This window comes from Gaoshiqia sp. US2 (assembly GCF_059705485.1).
The window spans coordinates 5,528,321-5,554,756 of the sequence record NZ_AP048550.1; the positions used below are offsets into that span (position 1 = coordinate 5,528,321).

The 26,436-nt window shown below is 48.0% G+C and carries 17 protein-coding genes; 9 read left to right on the plus strand and 8 right to left on the minus strand.

Translation table 11 applies throughout. The features are described from left to right. Positions 1-6: 6 nt before the first annotated feature. The 4 genes from AC6H3C_RS22250 (at position 7) to AC6H3C_RS22265 (ending at position 7,933) form a co-directional block, all read left to right on the plus strand. Positions 7-2,664, plus strand: coding sequence for a transglutaminase family protein (locus tag AC6H3C_RS22250; RefSeq protein WP_497517744.1), 2,658 nt, complete (start codon positions 7-9; stop codon positions 2,662-2,664). Between the two features lie 59 nt (positions 2,665-2,723). Beyond that, complete coding sequence (locus AC6H3C_RS22255) at positions 2,724-4,151, plus strand: glycoside hydrolase family 125 protein (protein WP_497517745.1); 1,428 nt, start codon at positions 2,724-2,726, stop codon at positions 4,149-4,151. Between the two features lie 41 nt (positions 4,152-4,192). Next, a complete protein-coding gene (locus tag AC6H3C_RS22260) occupies positions 4,193-6,838 on the plus strand; it encodes a glycoside hydrolase family 2 protein (RefSeq protein ID WP_497517746.1) in 2,646 nt (881 codons plus the stop codon). 201 nt (positions 6,839-7,039) lie between these two features. Then, a complete protein-coding gene (locus tag AC6H3C_RS22265; protein ID WP_497517747.1) occupies positions 7,040-7,933 on the plus strand; it encodes a M48 family metallopeptidase in 894 nt (297 codons plus the stop codon). A gap of 255 nt (positions 7,934-8,188) precedes the next feature. On the opposite strand, the gene AC6H3C_RS22270 is transcribed toward AC6H3C_RS22265, so the two are convergent. The 4 genes from AC6H3C_RS22270 to AC6H3C_RS22285 form a co-directional block, all read right to left on the minus strand. Then, positions 8,189-8,998 (minus strand): DUF5602 domain-containing protein, encoded by an 810-nt coding sequence (locus tag AC6H3C_RS22270; protein WP_497517748.1) that lies wholly within the window; start codon positions 8,996-8,998, stop codon positions 8,189-8,191. 449 nt (positions 8,999-9,447) lie between these two features. Then, positions 9,448-11,601, minus strand: coding sequence for a methylmalonyl-CoA mutase (gene scpA / locus AC6H3C_RS22275; protein ID WP_497517749.1), 2,154 nt, complete (start codon positions 11,599-11,601; stop codon positions 9,448-9,450). Positions 11,602-11,738: 137 nt separating this feature from the next. Next, on the minus strand, positions 11,739-13,604 hold the full coding sequence (locus tag AC6H3C_RS22280) for a methylmalonyl-CoA mutase family protein (RefSeq protein WP_497517750.1): 1,866 nt from the start codon (positions 13,602-13,604) through the stop codon (positions 11,739-11,741). Between the two features lie 191 nt (positions 13,605-13,795). Beyond that, entirely contained in the window at positions 13,796-16,126 is a 2,331-nt protein-coding gene (locus AC6H3C_RS22285; protein WP_497517751.1) for a TonB-dependent receptor, read from the minus strand. A 109-nt stretch (positions 16,127-16,235) separates the two neighbouring features. Between AC6H3C_RS22285 and AC6H3C_RS22290 the strand changes: the two genes are divergently transcribed. From AC6H3C_RS22290 to AC6H3C_RS22300, 3 genes are all read left to right on the plus strand, one after another. Continuing rightward, positions 16,236-16,994, plus strand: a complete 759-nt coding sequence (locus tag AC6H3C_RS22290) for a helix-turn-helix transcriptional regulator (RefSeq protein WP_497517752.1) — start codon at positions 16,236-16,238, stop codon at positions 16,992-16,994. Positions 16,995-17,135: 141 nt separating this feature from the next. Continuing rightward, positions 17,136-17,996 (plus strand): SDR family NAD(P)-dependent oxidoreductase, encoded by an 861-nt coding sequence (locus AC6H3C_RS22295; RefSeq protein WP_497517753.1) that lies wholly within the window; start codon positions 17,136-17,138, stop codon positions 17,994-17,996. 14 nt (positions 17,997-18,010) lie between these two features. Further along, positions 18,011-18,436, plus strand: a complete 426-nt coding sequence (locus tag AC6H3C_RS22300; protein ID WP_497517754.1) for an META domain-containing protein — start codon at positions 18,011-18,013, stop codon at positions 18,434-18,436. Between the two features lie 41 nt (positions 18,437-18,477). On the opposite strand, the gene AC6H3C_RS22305 is transcribed toward AC6H3C_RS22300, so the two are convergent. The 3 genes from AC6H3C_RS22305 to AC6H3C_RS22315 form a co-directional block, all read right to left on the minus strand. Next, positions 18,478-18,864, minus strand: a complete 387-nt coding sequence (locus tag AC6H3C_RS22305) for a DUF4143 domain-containing protein (RefSeq protein WP_497517755.1) — start codon at positions 18,862-18,864, stop codon at positions 18,478-18,480. Positions 18,865-19,050: 186 nt separating this feature from the next. Further along, positions 19,051-19,698, minus strand: a complete 648-nt coding sequence (locus tag AC6H3C_RS22310; protein WP_497517756.1) for an MBL fold metallo-hydrolase — start codon at positions 19,696-19,698, stop codon at positions 19,051-19,053. Between the two features lie 16 nt (positions 19,699-19,714). Then, positions 19,715-20,785 (minus strand): DUF3810 domain-containing protein, encoded by a 1,071-nt coding sequence (locus AC6H3C_RS22315; RefSeq protein WP_497517757.1) that lies wholly within the window; start codon positions 20,783-20,785, stop codon positions 19,715-19,717. 211 nt (positions 20,786-20,996) lie between these two features. Between AC6H3C_RS22315 and AC6H3C_RS22320 the strand changes: the two genes are divergently transcribed. Together AC6H3C_RS22320 and AC6H3C_RS22325 are read left to right on the plus strand one after the other, a co-directional pair. Continuing rightward, the gene (locus tag AC6H3C_RS22320) at positions 20,997-22,412 is read left to right on the plus strand and encodes a UDP-N-acetylmuramate--L-alanine ligase (RefSeq protein WP_497517758.1); all 1,416 of its coding nucleotides are present in this window, start codon (positions 20,997-20,999) and stop codon (positions 22,410-22,412) included. A gap of 14 nt (positions 22,413-22,426) precedes the next feature. After that, the gene (locus tag AC6H3C_RS22325) at positions 22,427-23,677 is read left to right on the plus strand and encodes a dipeptidase (RefSeq protein WP_497517759.1); all 1,251 of its coding nucleotides are present in this window, start codon (positions 22,427-22,429) and stop codon (positions 23,675-23,677) included. On the opposite strand, the gene AC6H3C_RS22330 is transcribed toward AC6H3C_RS22325, so the two are convergent. After that, positions 23,667-26,237 carry a TlpA family protein disulfide reductase gene (locus AC6H3C_RS22330; RefSeq protein WP_497517760.1) on the minus strand — a complete coding sequence of 857 codons (2,571 nt, stop codon included), beginning with the start codon at positions 26,235-26,237 and terminating at the stop codon, positions 23,667-23,669. The two genes, AC6H3C_RS22325 and AC6H3C_RS22330, sit on opposite strands and share 11 nt — an antisense overlap. Between the last annotated feature and the right edge of the window lie 199 nt (positions 26,238-26,436).

Sequence of the window (26,436 nt, forward strand, 5' to 3'; positions counted from 1 at the left end):
CGCAACATGACAAAATTATTCCTTTACGCCGTTTTTTTTCTGATCATCGTTTCCTGTACGTCTGAACCTTCCCTCATTCAAAACAGGGAACGCCTGGCCAATATACAGGAAATGCTCGCCGTTCAAAAACAGCTGACAGCAAACAGCGCCGTTGATCTTTGGAGTGTTTTTGACCATACCTTATCCGGCGACGAAAAACAGGCGATGGAGTTTTTATATGCCTATATGCCTTTGAGCGATCTGGCCGATTATTCCGGCGAATTTTTCCTCGCGAATATACGCGCCAGCCTGAGGGCACGTGAGGAACTAACTTGGGGTAAATCCGTCCCTGAAGATCTCTTCCTGCACTTTGTTCTGCCCGTTCGTATCAACAACGAAAACCTGGATGCTTTCCGCATCGTCATGTACGATGAGCTGAAAGCGCGTGTCCGCGATCTGGATATCGAGAAGGCGGCGCTCGAAGTCAACCACTGGTGTCACGAGAAAGTTGTTTATCGCGGAACCGATTCGCGCACCAGCGCTCCCCTGAGCGCCATGCGAAAAGCCTTTGGCCGCTGCGGCGAAGAATCGACATTTGCCGTGTCGGCCCTGCGCACTGTGGGAATCCCGGCCCGCCAGGTTTACACGCCGCGCTGGGCGCATTCAGACGACAACCATGCCTGGGTTGAGGTTTGGGTGAATGGTACCTGGAAATTTCTGGGCGCCTGCGAACCCGATCCGCGCCTGAACATGGGATGGTTTACCGAACCCGCCCGCCGCACCTTGTTGGTGCATACCCGCGCCTACGGAAACTATTTTGGCGATGAGGAAGCGCTCGTCTCTGAAAAACGTTTCTCCGAACTAAACCTGACATCGAATTACGCGCCGGTTAAAAAAATTCATGCTGAAGTTCTGAACGAAGACGGTTCTCCGGCCAAAGATGCCAAAGTTGAGTTTCAGCTGTATAATTACGCCGATTTTTACCCCATTGCCACACAATTTACGAACGGGCAGGGGCAAACGGCTATCTCGCTCGGCCTTGGCGAAATAATCGTCTGGGCCAGCCAGGACGACCGGTTTGCGTTCAAAAAAATATCGGTATCCGAAACCGACACGGTCAGGCTCACCCTGGGAAATCCATCGATGGACGGAAACTATCTTGAATTCGACTTTGTGCCTCCGCACCTGATCAAAGATACCTTAACCGTCACCCAGGCCGAAAAGGACCTGAACGAGCGCCGCCTGGCCGAAGAAGATTCAATCCGGGGCTGCTACACGGCCACATTTAAAACCGACGGCTGGAGCAAAAATCTGGCGAAAGAACTCCGTCTGGACGAAAACGAAGTCATTCGGGCCATTCAAAACAGCTACGGAAACTGGGAAGAACTGGAAAAATACCTGCATGCAAACGCTGATGAAAAATGGGTCTTAGCCCTGCTGAAAGGCATCTCTGCCAAAGATTTCAGCGACACGAAGGCAGCTGTTTTAAGCTCACACCTGCGGGGAACCGAAAATGAAGGTCGGTATCCCGAAGCTATTTTCACCGATTATGTGCTGGCTCCGCGCATCAAAAATGAAATGTTACTGGCCTGGAGGCCATTTCTCCGCGACGCTTTTGCCGGACAAAAAGAACAATTCCGGAACGATCCGCAAGCGTTGACCCGCTGGATCGCGGAGCATATCGAAATAAACGATGTGGCCAATCTCCATTCCCGGGCGCCAATAGGTCCGGAAGCCGTGTACAAACTGCGCGTATCCGACACCAGTTCGCGTGAAATATTTTTTGTAGCTGTTTGCCGCTCCCCGGGTATTCCGGCCCGACTGAACCCGGCGACCCGCGAACCTGAATATTATGCCGGGGGAGAATGGTACCGGGCAGCCTTCAGTAAAAAAACCACCGCTGTCCCCGAAACCGGCGCGCTCGTCCTGAAAAACGGCAACAACACGATTGATCCGCAATACGAAATTCATTTTTCTATAGCGAAACGCATTGGCGGCAATTACCGGCAACTGGAATATCCGTTTGCAAAAAACATCAACGGGTTTGGATCGTTGACTTTGGAAACCGGCGATTATTACCTGATTACCGGAAACCGGCTGGAAGATGGGTCTGTACTTAGCTCTGTTGAATTTTTCACGGTGAAAGCCGGCAACACAAAACAAATCACGGTGAACCTGCGGCAATCGTCACAAATACCGGAGCCTCTCGCCCAAATCGACCTGTCGTCCCTGCTCCTGGCGACTACCGAGGGAGGCGATGCGGTAAGTCTTTCAGAACTGGCAAAAGGTAAAAACATCGTGCTGGCCTTGCTCGACCCGGATAAAGAACCCTCGAAACATATTTTAAACGACCTGGCTGATTACATCGACCATTTTGAAGCATGGCCGGGGCAGTTTCTGTTTATGGCCGCAGAAGACCGGCCTCAACTCAACCGGGTACTTGCCTCATACAAACTGCCCGCCAACCGGATCAGTGGATCCGACCGGAACAACATGTTGCTGAAAGCCCTGACAGATGCCTTTGGCGATGACATCAGAAATAAACTTCCGCTGGTTATCCTATGCAATTCCGAGGGGCAGGTATTTATGTTTTCCTCCGGTTATAAAATCGGCATCGGCGAGCAACTTTTAAAAATCATTCCGGCATTAAGTGCATTTCCCGGAGACGCCTGCTGCCGCCCGTGACCGTTCAAGTAAATTTGGTTTATTTGCAGTTATTAAATGGAACCTATTAATCCTGAAAGATGATGGAAAGAAGAGATTTTTTGAAATACAATTCGTTAGCTGCTGCCGGTCTGATGACCGGATCGTTGTGGAATACAGCCTGTGCCGCTTCGGGTTTTGAAAGCAAACGCCCGCCTGTCGGACAACGAAATTTTACCAGTAAGGCCGTAGAAGCAACCATTGCCAAAGTAAAAGAAGCGATCGCGAACCCGGAACTGGCCTGGATGTTCGAAAACTGTTTCCCGAACACGCTCGACACCACGGTCGATTTTTCAGTCGAAAACGGCCTAGCGGATACCTTTGTGATTACAGGCGACATACACGCCATGTGGCTGCGCGACTCCACCGCGCAGGTTTGGCCTTACCTGCCCCTGGTAAAAGAAGATGAAGAACTGAATACGCTTTTTCTGGGCGTGCTGAACCGCCAGTCCAAGTGCATTTTAATTGATCCGTATGCCAATGCGTTTAACAAAGGAGCCAGCGGCAGCGAATGGGAATCGGACAACACCCTGATGATCCCGGAACTGCACGAGCGTAAGTGGGAAATCGACTCGTTGTGTTACCCGGTTCGTTTGCTCTACCATTACTGGAAAACAACCGGGAACAAAGCCTGTTTTACCCGGGAATGGCACAGCGCTTTCCGCTCAGTTCTTGACACCTTTAAAAAGCAACAACGCAAAGAGAACAAGGGCGACTATTCGTTTACGCGGGAAACGCACAAACCAACCGATTCGCTCTGCTGCAACGGGTTTGGCAATCCGGTTAAGCCGGTGGGCCTGATCGTTTCGTCTTTCCGTCCCTCCGACGACGCTACCATCCTGCCCTTCCTGATCCCGTCCAATTATTTTGCCGTGACCTCGCTCCGGCAAATGGCCGAAATAGCTGCCGAAATATATAGCGACACCGTTTTGGCTGACGAAGCCGTTAAACTGGCTGATGAGGTTGCCGAAGCCATTCATCAGTACGCGATTGCTGAGCGACCGGGTTTTGGCAAGGTGCTGGCTTTCGAAGTAGATGGATTCGGGAACCAGCTGTTTATGGATGATGCCAATATTCCCAGCTTGCTGGCCCTGCCCTACCTGGGAGCCCTCGAAACGGAAGATCAGCTCTATCAAAATACGCGTAAACTGATTTTAAGCGATGCCAATCCCTGGTTTTTTAAAGGAAGCGCCGGAGAAGGGATCGGCGGCCCCCATGTAGGCGCCGAGATGATCTGGCCCATGAGCATCATCATGCGGGCCATCACTTCAACCAACGACGATGAAATCAGGGAATGCGTGAAAACCTTGATGAAAACGCATGCCGGAACCGGGTTCATGCACGAAACCTTCCATAAAGACGATGCTGAAAATTTCACCCGAAGCTGGTTTGCCTGGGGCAACACGCTGTTTGGCGAATTGATCCTCCATTTGTACCAAAGCAAACCCGAATTACTGAAGACGATCTAATGAACCGGTATTCGATTTATATTAAACTGAAATAAGAACAGATGAAGACATTCAGACTAAAAAAACGGGCACTTAGCTTAGTCCTCGTCCTGATGATCTCGCCTTTTGCACGAGGAGGATCGGTGGTCGAATTAAACGCCAACTGGCTATGCGCCCCCCTGAAAAAAGTAAAAGCCACGGGAGAAGAAATCTCCGGATCCGCGTTTAACCTGAAAAGCTGGCAACCGGCCGTCGTCCCCGGAACGGTGCTGACAAACATGCTCGAACGCGGCGAAGCGCCCGATCCTTTTTACGGCATGAACAACGAAAAAATCAAAGATATTTACGAAACCGGGCCGGAACATTATACTTACTGGTTTGTCAACGACTTTCAACAAAAAGCCCAAAGCGGCGAACAGGTATGGTTGCATTTCCGCGGCGTAAACTACAGTTGCGATGTGTTTCTGAACGGGAAGAAAGTAAACCGGGAACGACATTACGGCATGTTTCTGCGGCAAACATACAACATTACCAACGGGCTGGCTGCCAACGGGAAAAACCGGCTGGCTGTCATTGTTTACCCGGTCGACCCCGTCGGTAATCCCAACGGCGGGCAAGGCGGCGACGGGGTTATTGCCCGCAATGTTTCGCATCAGTACGTAGCCGGCTGGGACTGGATCCAGCCCATTCGCGACCGCAATACGGGTATTTGGGACAAGGTAAGCATTGAAACCACCAGGGCGGTCAACCTGCAAAACCCGCATGTGGTCACCCGTGTTCCCGGCAAGCGTTTCCCGAAAGGCAAACAGGAAGCGGCAAAAATCGAAACCTCCGCCGAACTGGTCAACCCAACCGCCAAAGCCCTGAGCGGAAAACTACTGGTTGAAATTGACGGGAAGACTGTGGAAACAGCCGTTTCGCTACCTGCCAATTCCACCACCGAAGTTAAACTGCCCGGGCTGATCGTCGAAAATCCCCGGCTATGGTGGCCAAGCGGTTACGGAGAGCAAAACCTGTACAAAGCGACAATGAAAGTATTTATTGACGGACAATTGTCGGATGAAGAAGAAATAACCGTGGGTATCCGCGAAATTCAACGCGAATGGAACAACCATACCCGGAGCATGCAGGTGCTGGTCAACGGGCAAAAAATATTCATCAAAGGCGGGAACTGGATCATCTCGGATGCCATGCTGCGCTTTTCGCCCGAACGCTACGATGCCGAAATCCGGTATCACCGCGATATGAACCTGAACCTGATCCGGATCTGGGGAGGCGCCCTGGCCGAGCGTCCGGAGTTTTACGACGCCTGTAACAAATACGGCTTGCTGGTTATCCAGGATTTCTGGATGTCGGGCGACTGTAACGGGCGATGGGTCGACCCGATGAAGAAAGAAGACCAGTGGACGCGGCGCCGGTACCCCGACGATCACGCGCTGTTCATCGAGTCGGCTGCCGACATGGTGAAGATGATCCGCAACCACCCGTCGCTGGCTATCTGGTGCGGTGGCAACGAGATTACCCCTCCTCAGGATATTCTGACTGCCCTGCGCGATTCGATTTTGCCCAAGATCGACGGTACCCGCTGGTTTATCGATTATTCCAACTCCGACAGCATGTCGTATAACTTTATTGGCGGTAACGGCGACGGCCCTTACGGCATTCAGCCCGATTCGGTGTTCTGGCAACACCGTACCTGGCCCTTCAACTCCGAAGTTGGTTCGGTAGGTGTGGGCGATGCCGTTTCGTTAAAACGATTCCTGCCCGCCGAAAACCAGGTTATTCCTGTTGAGAAGAAAGGTTCGGAGGCGGTTTCCGATCCGGTGTGGACTTACCACAAGTACATCGGCTACGGAAAGTCGGTTGACGCCTACGGCGCTGCCGCCGATATGGAAGATTTTGCCCGCAAAGCCCAGTTGGTCAACTACAACCAGTACCGCGCCCTCATCGAAGGCTTTAGCTCGCACATGTGGGATTGGTACACCGGAACCATCATCTGGAAAACCCAAAATCCCTGGACAGCTTTGCGCGGACAAATGTACGATTACTACCTCGACCCCAATGCCTGCCTCTATGGTTTGCGCACCGGCAGCCAAATGCTGCACGCCATGTGTAACCCGGTTACCAAAATGGTCACCGTAGTAAACAACGGTTTCGAGGCGGTTAACGACCTGATGCTGGTTGCCAAGGCGTATGACATGGAAGGAAATGAACAGCCCGTTACCCAGGTGTTTGTTTACATTGGCCCAACCGACACCAAAAAAATTATGTCGGTAGCCGGAAACCTGAAACGGGTGGGTGGCGACGAAAAAGGCTCTTTCCTTTTATTGCAACTGAAAAACCTGAAACAGGAAGTGATCTCCGAAAACCTGTACTGGTTCCCCGACCGCGAAGGAAATTACAGCGGGCTGCAACACATGCCAGCCTCCAAATTACAGGTATCGGCCAAAAAAACGGCCAGTAATCAGGTCGTGGTAAAACTGAAAAATCCCGAAAATGCGCCGATCGCTTTCTTTAACCGCCTCGCGGTGGTTGATGCCAAAACCGGCGAACGGGTATTGCCGGTTTTTGCAAACGATAATTACGTGTCGCTGACGCCCGGAGAGGAAAAAATCATCGAACTCGAATGCCCGCAGGCCGTTTCGAAAAATTGGAAATTAAGCGTTGAAGGCTGGAACTTAGCCACACAACTGTTCAATATCGATTGATCAATTATTCTAACAATAAGTAGTCATGCGTTGATAACTGCATCGCCCGTTTATCGTGGCGATGCAGTTTTTTTTCGGCCTTGCCGTTATTTTTATTACGACGCAATGGATAATTATTAAGTAAAATGTTTACTTTGGGTAAAATTTTATAACGATTTGCCTGATCAATCTTTTTATATCAACCACTAAAATCCCGGACTTATGTATTCAAATCTCGACTATCAGGTAAACAGCAAAGAGAATGTGTATTTCTACATCCGGCTGTTTGCCAGTTTAGGCTTGTATTATTTGTTTATCAAGTTAATCCTGTTATCGTTCGAAGCCACCGCCGAGCAAATGGCAACGGCTTATGTTCTTTACTTCTATTTGACCGTGATCCTGCTGTTTGTGTTCTTCCGGTTTGGAATCCTGATCGGCCACTTAAAAGGCAACGCCGTTAAGCTGTCGAAAAACCAGTTCCCCGATATCTACCAGATAGCTGTAACGCAGGCGGAGCTGTTGGGCCTCAGGTCGGTGCCCGCCATCTACATCATGCAATCGGGCGGGGTGTTAAACGCTTTTGCCGCACGGTTTCTGGGACGCAACTATGTGGTTCTTTATTCCGAAATTGTTGAAACCGCTTATGAACAGGACAAAACAATCCTGGAATTTATTATCGGGCACGAGCTGGGGCACATCAAAAGACAACACATGCTCAAAAACCTGTTGCTGATGCCGTCGTACCTGATCCCCTTCCTGGGCGCCGCTTATTCGAGGGCTTGCGAGTACACCTGCGACAACATCGGTTACGCGCTAAGTCCGGCAGGAGTAAAAGGAGGGTTATTGGTGCTGGCATCGGGAAAAACCATATACAAAAAAGTAAACCTGAAAGAATATTTAAAACAGGATGTTACGGAAGACGGATTCTGGAAATGGTTTGCCGAGAAAGTTTCTACCCACCCCAACCTGACGAAAAGGTTGGCTGTTTTTGCCAAAGCCAAACCATCTGTTCCCGGAAACACCTACTACAAGCCGGTAATCGCCGAAGAACCCGTTGCCGAACCTGCACCGGTGGAGAAAAAAGAAGAAGATTACAGCCGGTATATGCCGCATTAAACGATTTTAGAGTGTAAGGGCGAAGCCAAGATTGCATCAAGGGTATTTGTCATTTCAACAGATCCTGAAACATGTTCAGGATGACGATGTTTGCTGCCTGGTCACAGTTAAAGAAAGCAGGCCTCAATTCCGGTTCGCCGCTTAAACCGGTAAAAAACCGGCGCACCCAAAAAAAGCCATTCCCTTTTGGAAATGGCTTTATCGATCTTCGTTCTTTAGTTGATTTTGATTCTTTCAGGCGGCGCCGAAACAGCGCTACTCTCCTTCGTGATACGTCAGGTTAACCAAGGCAACCGTGTACCGGCCGGGTTTCTCCGAATACTTGATCACATAGTGGGTTGCATACCAACCAGACATTTCGTAAGCCGATGGTTGCGGAATCGCAATCAGGTCATCCGGCTTGCTCAACAGGTAATCCAGCGTAATCATTGGTTCCCAGAAAATAAAGTGGGCATTGTACGAACCCCAGATCATGGTGTGAGTGAAAGGTGACCCGTTCAGCTCAGGCGAAGTCACATCCACCCAATGGGCGCCCATTTCGGGAATGAGGCCGGGCAACTGGATGTAATTTCCGGGGATATACAAGTCAGCAGGCGCAGGATCCATGTATGTTTCGTCCATAAACGGAATGGCTTTTCGCTCTGCCCCGGAGATCGTGTAAAAATGGAAATCAAAGTGGGGAACATCGTAAACATGTTCCGGCTCGTGTCCTTCCGGATTCCAGTCAAACAGGGCATGCGAATAAAAACTGTTTTTCGTCTTCGGAAACGTTAACTCATACTGCATGGCCCCGGTAGGCAAATTGGTCAGCGCCTTTTCCGAAAGCTCAATTCCTACCGACATCGGATGACCCATCTTGTCAACATGAACCCACGCCCGTGCAGTTCCGTTTCCAACGGGTAAGGCAGAGCTGTAGAAGATATTCATATCTGCCTTTTTCAGCTCTACATCCGAAACTGTTTCAAGACCCGAAGAATCGATCAGATCTTCTTTCTGACATCCCTGCAACCCGATTAAGGCCACCACCGTCATAATACTGAATGCAATTGTAAAGAACTTTTTCATATGCTATAATTTAATTGATAACGTGCAAGTTACGATATCACAAAAGCAAAGTCAAGCATTTGTGGCTTTATTTCAGACAATTTTGTCTTAATTAATGACAGGCAATTTTCCTACTGCCCATTTTCGTTGAAAAAAACGGCAAAGAATCGTTTAAAAAGAAAGCTTTTCACGAAAAACATCCGGAGAAAAAAGGGAACAGATCCTGAAACAAGTTCAGGATGACGATGTCGGCGACATTTCCACAGATGGAGGAAAGCGTCATCCCGAATTTATTTCGGGATCTCCGCAGAAGAAAGCATTGACTATAAATGGCAACAGATGCCGAAACAAGTTAGGCATGACTTCACTCCAAGGCAGTTCCCCCTGCAAAAAAAAAGCCACCCCTTTTCAGGAATGGCTTTTGGTATGCTGAGTTGATTCACTCGTTACTCACGACACGCGTCTCGCGACTATTCTTCATGTACAGCAATCAAAATCTCGAGGATTTTTTTACCGGCAACAGCCACGCTTGAACCTGGTCCGAAGATGGCTACTACGCCGGCATCGTACAGGAATTGGTAGTCCTGGGCGGGAATCACACCTCCGGCAATCACCATGATGTCTTCGCGGCCCAGTTTTTTCAATTCGTCGATTACAGCCGGAACCAGGGTTTTATGGCCTGCCGCCAGTGAAGAAACACCCAACACATGCACGTCGTTTTCAACGGCTTGTTTAGCGGCTTCTTCCGGAGTTTGGAACAGCGGTCCCATGTCTACGTCGAAACCAAGGTCGGCATAACCGGTTGCTACTACTTTCGCACCGCGATCGTGCCCGTCCTGACCCATTTTAGCGATCATGATCCGGGGTTGACGCCCTTCCAGTTCGGCAAATTTCTTCGCCAGCTCCTGGGCTTCCTGGAAGGTTTTATCGTGTTTACTTTCTGCTGAGTACACTCCTGAAATGGTTCTGATTACTGCTTTGTAACGTCCGCAAACTTTTTCGCAGGCGTCGGAAATTTCACCTAATGAGGCACGTTTTTGTGCCGCTTTTATAGAGAGGTCGAGCAGGTTGCCTTCGCCGGTTTCGGCACATTTTGTAATGGCCGCCAGCGCTTCCTGCACTTCAGCTTCGTTACGTCCGGCGCGCAGTTTTTTCAAACGCTCGATCTGAGACAAACGCACGGCCGTGTTGTCGATTTCCAGAATATCGATCGGATCTTCTTTTTCCAGGCGGTACTTGTTCACCCCGACAATGGTTTGCACGCCACTGTCGATGCGTCCCTGTGCACGTGCCGCAGCTTCTTCAATACGCATTTTCGGTACGCCGGTTTCGATGGCTTTGGCCATACCGCCCAGTTTTTCAACCTCTTCAATCAAGGCCCAGGCTTTGGTGTAAAGCTCTTTCGTTAAAGCTTCCACATAATACGAACCGGCCCAAGGGTCGGCGCCGCGGCAGATTTCAGTTTCCTGCTGAATATACAGCTGCGTGTTACGGGCAATACGGGCCGAAAAGTCGGTTGGCAGCGCAATCGCCTCGTCGAGCGCGTTGGTGTGCAGCGACTGGGTATGACCCAGCGCCGAAGCCATCGCTTCGATAGCCGTACGGCCAACGTTGTTGAACGGATCTTGCTCGGTGAGCGACCAACCCGAAGTTTGCGAGTGGGTACGCAAAGCCATCGATTTCGGGTTTTTCGGGTTGAACTGTTTCACCAGTTTGGCCCAAATCATCCGGGCAGCACGCATTTTGGCGATTTCCATGAAGTGGTTCATCCCGATAGCCCAGAAGAACGACAAACGTGGAGCGAAAGCATCGATGTCCATTCCGGCGTTGATCCCGGCGCGGAGGTATTCCAAGCCGTCGGCCAGGGTGTATGCCATTTCGATGTCGGCGGTAGCGCCGGCTTCCTGCATGTGGTATCCCGAAATTGAAATGGAGTTGAATTTCGGCATATGCTGAGAGGTGAACTCGAAAATATCGGCGATGATTTTCATCGAAAATTCCGGTGGGTAGATGTAGGTATTACGCACCATGAATTCTTTCAGAATGTCGTTCTGGATGGTCCCTGAAAGCTGCTCCAACGTAGCGCCTTGTTCCAATCCGGTTACAATATAGAAAGCCAACACCGGCAATACCGCACCGTTCATGGTCATCGATACCGACATTTTATCCAACGGAATCTGGTCGAACAGGATTTTCATATCCAGGATGGAGTCGATGGCCACACCGGCTTTACCTACATCGCCCACTACACGAGGGTGATCGGAGTCGTAACCGCGGTGCGTTGCCAGGTCGAAAGCCACCGAAAGCCCTTTCTGACCGGCAGCCAGGTTACGGCGGTAAAACGCGTTCGACTCTTCGGCGGTTGAGAAACCGGCATACTGACGGATTGTCCAGGGTTGCATGGCGTACATCGCCGAGTACGGTCCGCGAAGGAATGGCGGCAAACCCGCAGCATAATTCAAATGCTCCATGCCTTCCAAATCTTCTTTGGTATAAACCGGTTTCACCGGAATCTGCTCCGGGGTCACCCAGTTTTTCTCAATTTTGTTTTTTGCGGCCCACTCGCCGGCTTTTGGCTGGGAGGTGGCTGTTTTAATGTTTATATTCTTAAAATCTGGTTTCATACTTGTAAGATTTTTAGATTGTCGGATATTCAGATTCTCAGACGATGAGAACACCTTTAAATTTGACAATCATTCGTATAAGTGATTTTATATCTTGACAGACTGTTTCATAATTTTCAGCACTGATGAAACACAAATCATTTTGTCTGATACGCTGTCAGTTCTTCCAGCAGGTTGCTCTTCACATGGATGAAGTTTTCGATGCCTTTGGCCTTTAACTCGTCGGTGCAGGCAGGTGCGCCGGCAACCACGAAGATCGCTTCTCCTTTAATGGTTTCGAAAGCAGCAGGAGCGAGCTCAGCATATTCATCATCAGAACTGCAAAGCACCACGATTTCGGCGCCGGCAGCTTTGGCAGCGGCCACTCCTTCTTCGATGGTCGCAAAACCGTTGTTGTCCTTCACTTCGTAACCGGCAACGGCAAAGAAGTTGCAGGCAAACTGGGCGCGAGCCTTGCGGAAGTTCAGGTTACCAATGGTTAACATGAAAGCTAAGGGTCGTTTCCCTTTTTCGGCAAATTTATCCGTTGCCACGCGCAGGCGTTCAAATGCCATTGCACCGCGATATGGTTTCAGTGTTTCAATTTCCGCATCCTCCGCAGTCAGATCCTGCGCTTCGAATACGGACGCATCCAGGTCTTTCTCCAAAGCTTCAGTGAAATTCGGAAACTGGTTTACACCCAGCAGGTTCTCGCGACGGGTAGCCACGTTCAAATCGCGTTTGGCAGCCATGTCTTTTACTTCAGCCTGAATGAAACCTTCTTTGGCAGCAGCCAGGAAGCCGCCTTTATCCTGAATGGCAAGGAACAGTTTCCAAGCCTCATCGGCAATTGCAGCAGTCAGTTCTTCAATATAGTACGAACCGGCAGCCGGGTCAACAATCTTGTCGAAGTGCGATTCTTCTTTCAGCAACAACTGCTGGTTGCGCGCGATACGGTCTGAGAAAGTTGTCGGTTCTTCGTAGATCGCGTTGAAGGGAAGTACGGTGATGGAATCGGCGCCGCCCAACGCAGCGCTCATGGCCTCGGTTTGGGTCCGCAACATGTTTACGTAAGGGTCATAAACCGATTTGTTCCAGCTTCCGGTTTCGGCCTGTACGTTCATTTTGCAGGCGCAGCCGCATTTCGGTTCGTAGGCTTTTACAATTTGCGCCCACAACATCCGTCCGGCGCGGAATTTGGCGATTTCCATGAAATAGTTGGCGCTTACGCTGAAATTGAATTTAATATTTTTGGCAACGGCATCGACCTCCACGCCTGCCTCGGTAAGCGCCGAAAGGTACTCGGCGCCCTGAGCCAAGGCAAATGCCAACTCCTGAACAACCGATGCGCCGGCGTTTCCGTAATTTTTAGCATTCACCGCAACCACCCGGAAGTTCGGCAAAGCCGCCGTTTTTTCAATCAGCCCTTTTAACTGGGCAACCGAACCCTCCTTGCCGTTTTTCATGCGGCCGTAAAGCAGGTAGTTTCCGAATGAGTCGCAAGCGACCGAAGCCATAATCCTGGTCGGGTCCCATTTGCCGGCCAGCACAAAATCGGCAAACGCTTCGGCGATTTTGTTGCTGTAACATTTGGCGACAAAGTTCACCTCAACCGATTCCAGGCAAATGCCTTCGAGCAATACGGCCATGTCGTCTTTGGTGACATTGATGCACTCGTTAAAAACAAAGCCCAGCGAAGTCACCCCTTTCATCAAAATGTCGAGCGCTTTTTTGTTCGCCTCTGTTAAATCTTTTACGATGATATTCTGACGAACATCCCAGGCGTTGTTGTTGGTTTTGGTTCCGCGCACATAGGGGAACTCTCCGGGAAGGGTATCCAGATACTCCAGCTTGCTCAGGTCTTCCTGACTATAAAACGGTTGAACTGAAAAACCTTCATTTGTCCTCCACACCAGCTTGCGGTCAAAATCGGCGCCTTTTAAATCGGCTACCACCTTTGCTTTCCACGTTTCGGTACTGATCGGAGGAAATTCTTCAAAAAGTTTGTTATATTTTTCTGCCATAATGTAACTGTTAAGAAAATCGGGGGCAAAATTAGTGGTTTTTAACAAGCTACATCTATAAAGCTCAAAGTTTTTAACCTTTAGCTAACAAATATCATGTTTTGATTTTCAGGCTTTTACATATCGATCATTCTATATATATGTGTTTTACACGCTTATTTGTAAACACTATAAATAAGAGGGATTTCGTCCTAAAATTCAATCTTATAGCTCAAATTCGGAACAACAATCCGGTCGAACTGTTTTTCAGGCAGCCCGGTTTTCAGGTTAAACTCGTAGCCGCGGTATTCTCCGTAACCCAAAACATTCAACAAATGCAATGACCAAATACCTGCATATTTCGGTTTGTTTCTCCGGTACGAAAAGCTTAGCGAAAGCACTGTTGCCGGGTCTTCCTGCTGCTCCCAGGCACGGGCATAATCATAAGTTAACTCACCTGTCAGGACCGACTCCTGCTCCAATAATACCGTGTACCGGTCGCCGCCCATAAAGCTTAACCGGGCATTCACACTCACCAGGTTGGCCTTGTTTTTTCCAAGCTGCCATTCTTTTCCGGCCAGCAGGTTCAGGATATAATTTTTATTGTACAGACTATTTCGTTCGATGCCATCGCCTCCTTGATATTTCGAATCGAAAAGGGAAGCGGTCGCCAAATAATAAAAACCATTTTTCAGGAAACGTTCCAGGGTCAGATCAATACCCAGATTAGTTCCCGTGCCGTCGTTTACCAGTGTTTCGTTGAAAAACCAATCCAGTTCGAGGTTTTGAAGTGAAAAATAACTGCCGGGGACTACCGGCACATCAAACAAATACTGGAAATAGGGTTCCGCTTTTATGCGCACATATTCAGTAAGACTGATGTCGTAGGCCAAACCGAAATGATGCGCCTTGGTCATTTTCAGATTTTTGTTGGGTTGAACGACAACTCCGTCCGCTTCCTGCCGCGCCAGGTAAAAGCCGATCATCTCAATCCGGCTGTTTAAACCATAAGCCAAACCAATCGCTTGGTTTGGACGAAATTGCCATTTCAGTCCAAGTCGCGGTTCAACAGACAGCTCGTCATTCAATCCGAAATAATGGGCATGCAATCCAATATTCAGGTCAAACTGATGCTTCAGCTTAAACATGGATTGAGAAAAGGCCTGAATGGATACGGCCCTTCCTTTTTCGTTGGCAAAAACAAATAACGGTTCGCCCAAATCGGGTGCCTCCCGGTTAAATACCTGGTACCGGTGTTCGTTTAAAACCAGTCCGCTCCGGTTGGAATGATTACTCCCGAACTTATGGTTTAAGGTACTGCTTAGCATGTATTTCCAGGTTTTGTTGTTTACCCGTTCGCGCGGATGCAAGCTCAGGTTTTCATCCAGTTCGTCATATCTGGTCGTAATTCCGTTTCCTGACGAAGCGAAGGTGGTATGTAAATAGGTTTTTTGTGAAAACATTTGTTTGTGTGTTAACCCGATGGCTCCGGTCGATAAATTCAGCTGATAAGCTTCCCGGTCGGCTTTTGTGTCCCAATCGGCCGGATCGTCAAAGGGATCCCTGTTTTGCACATCCAGTGCGCCAATTCCCCACAAAGTAAAATTGCCGGCTCTTTTGGTCGGAAAATTCATTTTAAACGACAGGTCCTGGTACCCGATTTTACCAGCCTCTTTCGGGATTAGCGAACCTAACAAGCCATAAGTTGAGTAGCGGTAATTAAAGAGGTACGACGAACCGCTGCTTTTATTCACTGGTCCTTCCGACGAGAAATCGATTCCAATAATTCCAGCCTGGAAGGTATGCTCGTGCTTTTCGTGGTTTCCGGTCCGCATCCTGACATCAAAAACACCCGACAACGCATTGCCGTATTCCGCGGGAAAAGCTCCGGTGTAAAAATCGGAATTGGCCAGCATTTGTGCCGACAAGGCCGTGATTCCCCCCGCGCCGAAAGCGATCACATTGGCAAAATGGGTCGGGTTGGATATTTCAATTCCTTCCATGCGCCACAGCAGGTTCCGGGGCGAGTTGCCGCGAACAACAATGCCGTTATTCCCGATTTCAGAAGCCACTCCGGCAAACGAACCCGCCAAACGCGCCGGATCATCAAACCCTCCGGCGTAACGGCCGGCTTCTTCGACACTCAACTGCCGGGCATTGATGGTGGCCATCGGATTGATCGGTTTACTCTTTGAAGTACGCGCAACAATCTTTATTTCCTCTAACTCCCTGGCAGATTCGCTGATTGCAGCATTTAGCACCACCTCTTTTCCTGAACCGACAAGAACTTCGTCAAAAATAAAATGATCGTAGCCCATAAAACTGAGTAAAACCTGGTACCGCCCGGGTTTGACATTCCACAAGCGGAAGTTCCCGTTTTCATCGGTTATTGTTCCCAGTTGAGGATCGGAATTGAGGATCACGATGGTCGCCCCCGCTAATGGGGCATGTGTCAGGTCGTCAACCACCTGCCCTTTAATCACCTGCCCTCCGGGCTGGGCAAAAGAAAACAATTGGATGTTCAGGAGAATAAATAAAAACATTCGTTTTCTGTTTATTGTTAACATGGTATTTTAAATTAGTTTTGAATGAAAAATTTCTTTCAAAGTTGCTATTGCCCGATTAAGCGGGCAATACTGAAAAATCAGTATTATGGAAACAGGTCAGCAGGAAGCTCACTGGCGTAATCAGCATATCGATCACCGCAAACTGGATTATTCCATACTCGAACGCCACATCGAATTTCTGGAATCGATTAAGTCAGTTCACAACAGCGCCATCTCTATCTTCGATATGGCCAAGTTGCAGCACGCCTATCTTTCATCAACTTTTGAAGACCTTCTGGGCTGGGATCTGAAAGAGGCCGGCAAACCCGGCCATGCATACATCGACAGCCGGATGCACCCCGAAGACTTGGAACATTTAAACCGGGTTTCGGCTCTATTTATTGAATTGATTTTGAAAGTACAAAAAGAAGACCGCTCCGGCATGCAGCATTACAAAATGATCATGGATTACCGGACGCGGGGAAAAGACAACAACTATGTACGGGTAATTGAGCAGCATAAATTGCTGGAATTTGACGCTGATGACAATATTTGGCTGAGCCTGGGCATCATGGACCTGTCGCCTGATCAGGACCTGCATAGTCTGTGCCGTTACCGCCTGGCAAATCTGAAAACCGGCGAACTTTATCATTTTCCGCAGGAACCAATCTCAACGAACTTAAGTTTGCGCGAACAGGAAATATTGCAATTATTGGCCCGTGGGTTAATCAGCAAACAAATTGCCGATCAACTTTTCATCTCGGTAAACACCGTTAATACGCATCGTCAGCGAATTATAGAAAAACTAAAGGTGAGCAATACCGCAGAAGCCATTCGCCATGCCTCCTCCATCGGAATCATTTGATCAGGCCGGCATGCAACCTTTAATGCTTTTTTCATATCTGCTCAGGTAAAACAGGATAAAAATCTTATCTTTAAAGACCATGAACCTCAGGGATACAGGACGCATCATTTTCCGCCGGGGGAAAACAAGAAAAACGCACTCATGAAAGATGAACAACAACTTTACACGGTAATTACCGGGGCAAGTCAGGGTTTGGGAAAAGAGTTCGCCCGGGAATGCGCCCGCCGGAACATGAACCTGATCCTGGTTTCGCTCCCTGATGAAAACCTGAAAAAATTCGGCAACGAATTAAAAGAAAGCTACCGGGTTCGGGTACATACTCACGAAACAGACCTGACTTCCCGCAAATCAATTGAAGAACTGGCAGCATGGATTACCGATAACTTTTCGGTGAACATCCTGATTAACAATGCAGGAACCGGCGGATCGTGCATGTTTGATGCTTGCTCAATCGATTATCTCGACAACATGATCCAGTTGAATGTCAGGGCCGTAACTTTAATCACCCGCCTTTTACTCCCGGAATTGAACAAACATGCTGATGCCTATATCCTGAATGTGTCCAGTCTGGCGGCCTTTTCACCGGTGCCGTATAAAACGATCTACCCGGCTTCCAAGGTATTTATCCATCATTTTACACTTGGTTTGCGGGCCGAACTTAAAAATACCAACATCAAGGTTAGCGTATTGAACCCCGGCCCCATTAAAACCAATTCGGATGTAACAAACCGGATTAACGGACAAAGTTACTACGTGAAACTTTCGACCCTAAAGCCGGATGTTGTCGCCCGGATTGGCATCAAACAGATGTTGCGCGGCAAATCGTTAATCATTCCCGGATTTTGGAATCAGTTCAATGCTTTCTTCATCCGTTTGTCCCCGCTCAGCTTCCGGATCAATATCGGCACATCCATTTTTCGCCGGGATTTTCATGAAAAAGATGTTGTACAAAAAAACAGAAACATACGCAACGAAAACGGAATTTACACATCCTGTTCATAAATAAACGCCGGTATATGAAAACTGCCTTTCAGGTCACACTCATCTTACATGCGATGCTGTTCTTCCTGGCTTGCGATCAGGATACCGATGTGAATACGGATATTTTTAATACGTGGGAGGCTAAACAGTTTATTTCAGTTGAATCAGCCATCTACCGGAAAAATGACGAAAATGCGATTCTTCTTTTCATCAATAAAAACAAATCTTACGGGCTGCAACTGGATATTAACCGCTGCGGAGGGAACCTGGAACAAATTAGCGGCAACCAGATCAAATTCGGCCCGGCAATTTGCACGGAGGCTTGTTGCGACAGTGATTTTTCCGTAAAACTGGCTGAAATGTTGCCCCGGGTAACTACCTATAAAATCAAGGGAAAATACCTTCAGCTATTCGTTCCGGGGTGGGGTTCCATTGAATTTGAGTCTGTAAAAACCAACTAATACAAAATCAGAAATTTAACAAGAAATACGTACCTGCCGCCTCACAATAGAAATTCCAGAAAATTTTCTTTTGAGACGACCTGAAATTCCGAGCCGGGGTAAGCTTCCGACCAGGCTTTGGGCGCTTTCACATTCCGGGGTTTCCATTTGAATTCATAGCCGAAAAGTTTACCGTCACGATCTTCCACCAGATCAATTTCCTGTCGGTCGTAAGTGCGCCAAAAATAATCAGCCGAAAAGATCCGTTTATGCAATTTGGTTTTCAATCGCTCCATAAAAAGAAAGTTTTCCCAAAGTATACCCACATCATTACGTCCACCGGGCAAATTGAAATTGTTGATAATCGCATTTCGGATTCCATTATCCCAGAAATAATAGCGGGCTGTTTTCACTACTTCTTTTCGGAGATTTCTGGAGAAACCTCCCACCTTTTTTATGATGAAAGTCTTTTACAGCAAATCCAGATAACGTTCCACACTCTGCTATTCATCTGATTATCAACCAAAGGCACAATAATAAACCACAAGAACTAAGAATTTGGCAAGTTTAGTTTCCGTATTTAGCTAAATTTGGCAGGTTTCAGGTTTCGAAGGATTAAGTATCAAAGGTTTCTTTCAGCCGGGGGCCATGCTCGGTCCATACAACGGTCGCGCATGGGGTGTAAAAATCGTGCTCGAAAAACAGGATGAAATCATCTGCCCCGGCGTATGCCCGTCAAACATCCTGACCGTAACCCCGGGGAATAATTCGCCACTACCCTCCACCAGTTGCATCTGCAGCCTGTTTTTCAAAAAATCCAGAATTTCCGGATAATATGCCGCCTGCTCGCGGACATTCGAAATTTTTGAATGTTCCCATTGTTTTTTGCTGCACCAATACGTTGCATTCGGGAAAAGCGCTTTTAACTGTCCTCCTTCGTTTAAAACGGCTCCGTTGCAATGGTCCCAGTGCAGGTGGGTAAACACCACATCGGTGACGTCGGTTAGCGCATAGCCCAACCTGGCAAGCGATCGGGGCAAGGCATCGGTTTCTTCGTGCCCGTTGTTTCGTTTCACTTTTTCCGGGTAATGATCGCCAACCCCGGCTTCAATTAAAATTTTTCGGGTTTCCTGCTCGATCAGCAAACAGCGCATCGTCAGCCGGGTCACGTTATTCCCATCGTCCGGATATACTTTCGACCAAAGCGGTTTGGGAATCACGCTAAACAAAGCGCCTCCGTCGCACGAAAAATGACCCGCGTGTATGGCAAACAGTTTATTCATGAAAATCAATCATTTTTCAGTTTGTTAATTCTTCATCCAGCCTTTTCTGCGCCGCTTCATCTGATTTAAAATCCATCACCAGTTTAACAACTCCCCGGTAATCGTTCACGCCCCCTTCAATTTTATTCGATTTCAGATACATATCATTCACCCAGGTTGCTACCCGGTCAATCTTTTCGCTTCGCAAGACCTTCCAATGCTCGGTAACGCGGCGGATGTCTTCTTTTACCGGTTCGTCAATCAGCCCGGTTAAAGATTCAAATCCTTCAACCTGCATTCCCCGGTACAAAAAGAACCGCAGTAAATACAGGTTAGCGCTGTAATTTAACTCGGGCGAAGGGCTGCTGGCACACACCAGCCATGCATAAAAGTTGGCTTCGGCTTCGCCCGTTATACCAAACTGGTGCGCTTTTTCGTGGGCCAATACCTGCGGGTACTGAACCGGCAAAAGATGATTGTTCAGATGGATCTCGTTAAAAAAAGGCCCGTAGTATCCCAAAATAGATGCTTTGGCGAAAAAACCGCTGAAGGTAACCGATTTGGCCCGGCGGACACCTCCCGGATAATTGAGTTCCAAAAAGCCCGACAGGTTTTTGTAGGCTTCTTCAACCAGCGAATCGATCTGCGCGGCAGGTAAACCGTCAAAATTCGCCCGTGATGCATTGGTTTCATCGATCAACTCGCGGGCCACCGCCAGAAATGCATCATCAGTCGTTTCACTCACGGCTATTTGCAGGCGCTCATTTAACCGGTCGCGGTAATAATTGAATCCCCACAGCCAATAAAACAATACATACAGCATCGCCAGCATATTCACCAGTATTTTCAGGAATTTTCCGATACTGATCTTTCTGATCAACAACAAAATCAAAACGGCAATTCCAAATAAAACCAATAAGGAATAAAATATATCCCCGAGCGAGAAGGGGAGCCAACAGCTTATCCGAGACAACACAGCCGCAATAACCGGATACACCCCCCGCGAATATACCGACCCGGTAAATGCCGGAAACTTCGAGAGCAACTCGGTCAACAGAAACGTAACCAGGGCAGACCACACCCACATCCAGGAATTACCAAAAGGCAATTGAAGGTTAATTTTACCTGCGGAATTTTTTTTCACCATTTCACCTTTACGAAAAAGCCAAAAATAACTTTAATCGGATAAAAAAAACGAAAACCTGCTCAATTTTTCGGCGCCAGTCAAAAAGAAATTATTTTGGTTACGAAACTCATCTTCGTGGCTCGTTTCATCTTCATTTCATTATTTTTACCCGTTTAAACTTAAGTAGAATTTCATGCGCATTCATTTTATAGCCATTGGAGGAAGCGCCATGCACAACCTGGCCATTGCCCTTCATAAAAAAGGATACCAGGTTAGCGGAAGTGACGACGAGATTTTTGAACCTTCCAAAAGCAGGCTGGCCGCACATGGTCTGCTGCCCGCGCAAACCGGCTGGAACCCCGATTTGCTGAATTCGGCCCCGGACGCTGTCATCCTGGGCATGCATGCCCATCCGGACAACCCCGAATTAAAAAGATCTCAGGAGTTGGGTTTAAAAATCTATTCGTACCCCGAATACCTGTACGAACAAACCAAAAATAAAATCCGGGTCGTCATTGGCGGTTCACACGGTAAAACAACCATTACCTCGATGGTGATGCATGTATTGAAAACCAACCACCTGGATTTCGATTACATGGTTGGCGCCAAGCTGGAGGGTTTTGACACGATGGTTTCGTTAAAAGAAAATACCGGCATCGCAGTTTTTGAGGGAGACGAGTACTTGTCGTCGCCCATCGACCGCCGTCCGAAGTTCCACTTGTACCATCCGCATGTGGCACTGCTGAGCGGAATTGCCTGGGACCATATCAATGTGTTCCCGACTTTTGAAAACTACGTGGAACAATTCCGGATTTTTACCGAAAAGATTGAAGAAAACGGCACGCTGATTTATTACGCGGGCGACGAAAACCTCCGGCAAATCGCGTCCGATTCACGGAAAGACATTACGACCTTTGCTTACGCCGAACATCCGTCGGACTTGGATGAAGGTGTAACTTACCTGACATACAATAACCGCCGGATCAGGCTGCAGGTATTTGGCAACCACAACCTGCAAAATATTGCCGGGGCCAAACTGGTTTGCACGCACCTTGGCATATCTGATGAACAGTTTTACCGGGCCATGACCAGTTTTAAAGGCGCCGCCCGCCGTTTGGAAGTGCTTTCGGAAAATGGAGCCAGCGCTGTTTTTTACGATTTCGCCCACTCGCCGTCCAAACTTCAGGCAACAACTTCGGCGGTAAAAAAGCAATTCACCAACCGCAAACTGGTTGCGGTCATGGAGCTACACACTTACAGCTCGCTAAAAAAGGAGTTTCTCCCTCAATATAAAGGATGCATGGGCGAAGCGGATGAAGCCTATGTTTTTTTCAATCCGGCAACCATCGAACACAAGCGGCTTTCGCCCGTTACCGAAGAAGAAGTTGCCACCGCTTTTGCCAAAGAAGGATTGCAGGTATTTACCGATCCGCAGGCCTTGTTCAACCAGCTCCGAAAGCAAAACTGGGAAGATAAAAACCTGCTGATCATGACTTCGGGAAACTTCTCCGGCCAGGACCTGAAAACCTTTGCCAACGAAATTACCGGCAACCCGGTGCGTTTTGGCCGCGACAAATGGCTGAAACATCCCGATGGAATGATGAACTGAAAACGAGAACCGATATGAGAACGATTTTTATCCTAACGATACTGGCCGCTGTTGCTTTTTCAGCCAATGCAGGAGTGACCGATCAAAAACTGTGGAAAAGAGCGGTTAGGCTCCACGAGAAGATATTAACAGTTGATACGCACTGCGATACCCCCATGCTGATGCTTAAACCAGGTTTCGACGCGGGAAAAATGAATGAGGCTCCTGAAAGCCAGGTCGACTTTCCCCGCATGAAAGAAGGCGGGCTGGATGCCATGTTTTTCGCTGTGTTTACCGGACAAAAGCCCCGTACGACGGAAAATTATAACAAAACATACCAAATGGCTCATCAAATGCTGGACTCCATTTATTCATCTCTTGACAAATATTCGGAGACGGCCTCGCTTGCGCTCACAGCCGACGATGCTGAGAGAATTGAGAAAACCGGGAAAAGGGCCATTTACATCGGTATGGAAAACGGGTTCCCGCTGGGCAAAGAGATCAGGCGGGTGGAAGAATTTTACAATCGCGGGGTTCGTTACATCACACTATGTCATTCGTTTCACAACGACCTGTGCGACTCGTCGAGCGACAGCGCCAAACCCGAACACAACGGGCTGAGCGATTTCGGGAAAGAAGTGATTGCCGAAATGAACCGCCTGGGGATCATGATTGACTGTTCGCATCTGTCCGACAAATCGTTCTTCGATGTAATTCAATACAGCAAGGCGCCGGTAATCGCTTCGCACAGCAGCGTACGAGCCGTGTGCATGCACGACCGGAACATGAGCGACGAGATGATTAAAACCCTCGCCGGACACGGAGGCGTCATCCAGATCTGCCTGCTCGACGACTATGTAAAAGAACCCGACACCACGACCCAACGCTATGCCACGCAAAAAAAGCTGATGAACATTTACCACAATGATTACGGCAAAATGAACGAGGACGAAAAAGCAGCTTTCAACCGGCAATGGACTGACATGAAGAAAAATTTACCCAAAAAACTTCCCAAGGTGCAAGAGTTGGTCGACCACATCGATCATGCCGTGCAATTGGTTGGCATTGACTACGTAGGCATCGGCAGCGACTTCGACGGTGGCGGCGGTCTTGAAGATTGCGACGATGTCAGCCAATTTCCCCGGATTACCTTCGAATTGCTGAAACGCGGTTATTCGGAAGAAGACATCAGAAAAATCTGGGGAGCTAACCTGTTCCGGGTTTTCCGCCAGGTAGAGCTGGTAGCCGGAACGCTGGCGGAAAACCGGAAAATGACTATTCGCTGATGTATTTCATCAGCAAATTTTTCAACTGCGAATTTTCCAGATGACTTAAATGCGGATTGATCACCCGGCCATCCTTGCCAACCAGGGTGTAACGCGGTATTCCTGAGATTTTGAATTTGTCGCTCAGAATGTTCCATTCGTCATCCGACACCCGGTAATGTTCGCCGCTTATACTCAAGATCATGTTATCATAGGTTCCTTTTGGCGACGTTTGATTCGTGATGTAAACAAAAACCACATTTTCGTCTTTCATTTCCTCTTTCATCGGCTTAATTCGTTCAATCCCCGACCGGCAGGGGCCGCACCAGGTTGCCCAAAAATCAACATAAACCACTTTCCCCCGATATTTTTTCATGATGGACTCGAAAACATTGTCGTCTACATGTTCATGAACTTCATTAACATTCGCCACCGCCAGCTTTTTGTTCTCCTGAATTTTTGCCTTCGTAGCTTCATTCATCAGGCCAATATAGCGGGCAATAAACGGAGTGCTGATTTGTGCCTGCATCTCTTTTAGTTGTTCATCCGAAACGGGTGTCATTTCTGAAACAACCTGCCTGCAATATTCCTGCGAAAGCATCACATCGGTAGCCAACCCCGGCTGAATGCCCAAAACACTCTGAATCTTTTCGTTCCTTGTTTCTATCCTTCTTTTTGCAAAGATGCCATTCACGAAAGTCCGGTGATCCGCATGAAACTTGTTCAGCAAATCGCCCATTTCCGATTGCAGCATGCTTACTTTCTGAACTAAAGGATGAGAGGCAAAATCTTTCCAGGCAGCGAGATACGCCTGGTCCTCCTCCGGTAGTTCAACATGCTGTTTGACTAAATATTCAGCCACCATCTCTGGCGTTATGGCCTTGCCACGATTCTCCCGATAAAATTCCTGTAACTTACCGGCATAGTTCTCCTGAAAACGTCTAGCCTGCTCACCATGTTTTTCCTGAAACTCTTCCTGAAGCTTTTTAAATTCAGGCGAGTCGATTTCCTTCAATCGGGCAGCCATTTCCTCTTCTTCAGGTTTTAACCGATAACCCGTCTTTTTCAGTTCCTCCAGAATATCCTGTGTTGTAAAACCCACGTTTGATCCGTCTCCCCTCAAGATATCCAGGTACATCAGCCGGTTGATGAAAAAATAGTAATCTCCGGTCATCACAGCCAACGGATTATTTGCAAAATCGTTCGTTAAAAAGTCGTAATAACTACGATCCGGTTTTTCGGGCTTAAAATCGATTTCCCATTGATCTCTTGGGATGTTGTTTTTCTGCCGCCAGGCTGAAACCTTCTCCATATCATAGCTCAACAGCCTTTCGGCGTTCCGGTAGTCAAACTCCAGGCTTTTCACCTGCCGCGCTTTGGCGCTTAGCGGATATTTGTGCGTCTGGTCTTCCATCTCATCATAATCGCGTTGTTTCAACTCCTGACACCAGGCCTTATATTCTTCGGGCGAAAAGTCCAGGATTTTCTCCTGCATTTCCTGATAATTAAAATTCCGGATGTCCTTCAATTGAAACAAATCGGCATTTATCCGGGTACAATCACCCATAAACAAAACCGGATTTATCGGGTTGTTGTTGTCAAAAAACTGAAACGTTTTTTTACCAGGCTCCAGAAAAACAGTACCATAAAAAAATGGCAAGCGAACAAGGACATTCTGCGGGTTGCAATTCGGGAATTTCGCTTCGAAACTGCCATCATCTGCAATCCTGATCAAGTGGGAAATCTGTTCCCCCACAATCGCATCGTTCACATAAACCATTCCTGTACGCTGCGAATATCTTGGGCTGAAATTCCTGATGTAGCCACAATAAGTTACTGTATCCACTTTAAAGACAGACGATTCAAAAACCTCCGTATCAACCGGAATAACCGATTTATCCATTCGATTTGAGCAGGTAACCATCGCAGCAGCAGTTTCACCGATCATGCAGGTCGAGTCATTCATAAACCTGGCATAAATATTCAGTTTCTTTGAGTTGCTTTTCAGCTCAATTTTAGCCATCCCGTCCTGTTCGGAATACGAACCATAGGTCCACACCTGGCTGTTGTAAATAGCAACAGAGTCAAACAAGCTGATTTCCCATTGCGCATTGTTACGCCGGAACCAGTTGCCAATCAGCTTTCCGGGAAGAACTGACTGGAATAATTGAGGTTTTAACTGGATGTCATAAATAAACCAGCTCCCGCCTTCGTTGGCTTCGCCATAGTCCAATTTGGCAACAGCCTCATCAATTTCAGGAAATACCAGTTTATAGCTCACTTCTCCCGATTCCGGCATGGTGAACCGTTCATCGATTGGAATGCCATCCGCTGAAACAATAAACAGTTTCTCGTTCGACCCAACGGGTTGTATAAAGGTCATTTTCGGAATACTAATCCAATAACCAGGAGTATGATCAACATGAAACCAGAGTATGGTAGCGCTATCGAGCAATTCGACTTTATTAAGTTTCACATTGGAGGCCGTGCTCATCCCTGTTTTGGGATTGTCAACAATTGTTTGGCCGAAGGTTGAAAAAGTAAAGGCCAAGGCCACGGTCAGGAGAAAAATTCGTTTCATTGGATGACGGTTTAAGGATTGAGGAGTTTTTTTATCAACCCAATTTAGTTCATTAAAACAATATAATCATTATCTGGAACTAAGTTTAATATTTTTAAACAGTAACAGATTTTAACGAGCGTTGATCGATCGGTTCTAAGCCCAATTTTGATGGCGCCAACAATCACACGGCAGATACATGTTTAATAAATCTCCTTTC

What these genes read in the sequence shown, in the direction of transcription:
- AC6H3C_RS22255 (WP_497517745.1), top strand. Translation starts at nt 2,724, where the DNA reads ATGATGGAAAGAAGAGATTTTTTGAAATACAATTCGTTAGCTGCTGCC.
- AC6H3C_RS22310 (WP_497517756.1), bottom strand. Translation starts at nt 19,698, where the DNA reads ATGAATAAACTGTTTGCCATACACGCGGGTCATTTTTCGTGCGACGGA.
- AC6H3C_RS22270 (WP_497517748.1), bottom strand. Translation starts at nt 8,998, where the DNA reads ATGAAAAAGTTCTTTACAATTGCATTCAGTATTATGACGGTGGTGGCC.
- AC6H3C_RS22280 (WP_497517750.1), bottom strand. Translation starts at nt 13,604, where the DNA reads ATGGCAGAAAAATATAACAAACTTTTTGAAGAATTTCCTCCGATCAGT.
- AC6H3C_RS22325 (WP_497517759.1), top strand. Translation starts at nt 22,427, where the DNA reads ATGAGAACGATTTTTATCCTAACGATACTGGCCGCTGTTGCTTTTTCA.
- AC6H3C_RS22320 (WP_497517758.1), top strand. Translation starts at nt 20,997, where the DNA reads ATGCGCATTCATTTTATAGCCATTGGAGGAAGCGCCATGCACAACCTG.
- AC6H3C_RS22295 (WP_497517753.1), top strand. Translation starts at nt 17,136, where the DNA reads ATGAAAGATGAACAACAACTTTACACGGTAATTACCGGGGCAAGTCAG.
- scpA (WP_497517749.1), bottom strand. Translation starts at nt 11,601, where the DNA reads ATGAAACCAGATTTTAAGAATATAAACATTAAAACAGCCACCTCCCAG.
- AC6H3C_RS22285 (WP_497517751.1), bottom strand. Translation starts at nt 16,126, where the DNA reads ATGTTTTTATTTATTCTCCTGAACATCCAATTGTTTTCTTTTGCCCAG.
- AC6H3C_RS22290 (WP_497517752.1), top strand. Translation starts at nt 16,236, where the DNA reads ATGGAAACAGGTCAGCAGGAAGCTCACTGGCGTAATCAGCATATCGAT.
- AC6H3C_RS22250 (WP_497517744.1), top strand. Translation starts at nt 7, where the DNA reads ATGACAAAATTATTCCTTTACGCCGTTTTTTTTCTGATCATCGTTTCC.
- AC6H3C_RS22330 (WP_497517760.1), bottom strand. Translation starts at nt 26,237, where the DNA reads ATGAAACGAATTTTTCTCCTGACCGTGGCCTTGGCCTTTACTTTTTCA.
- AC6H3C_RS22260 (WP_497517746.1), top strand. Translation starts at nt 4,193, where the DNA reads ATGAAGACATTCAGACTAAAAAAACGGGCACTTAGCTTAGTCCTCGTC.
- AC6H3C_RS22265 (WP_497517747.1), top strand. Translation starts at nt 7,040, where the DNA reads ATGTATTCAAATCTCGACTATCAGGTAAACAGCAAAGAGAATGTGTAT.
- AC6H3C_RS22300 (WP_497517754.1), top strand. Translation starts at nt 18,011, where the DNA reads ATGAAAACTGCCTTTCAGGTCACACTCATCTTACATGCGATGCTGTTC.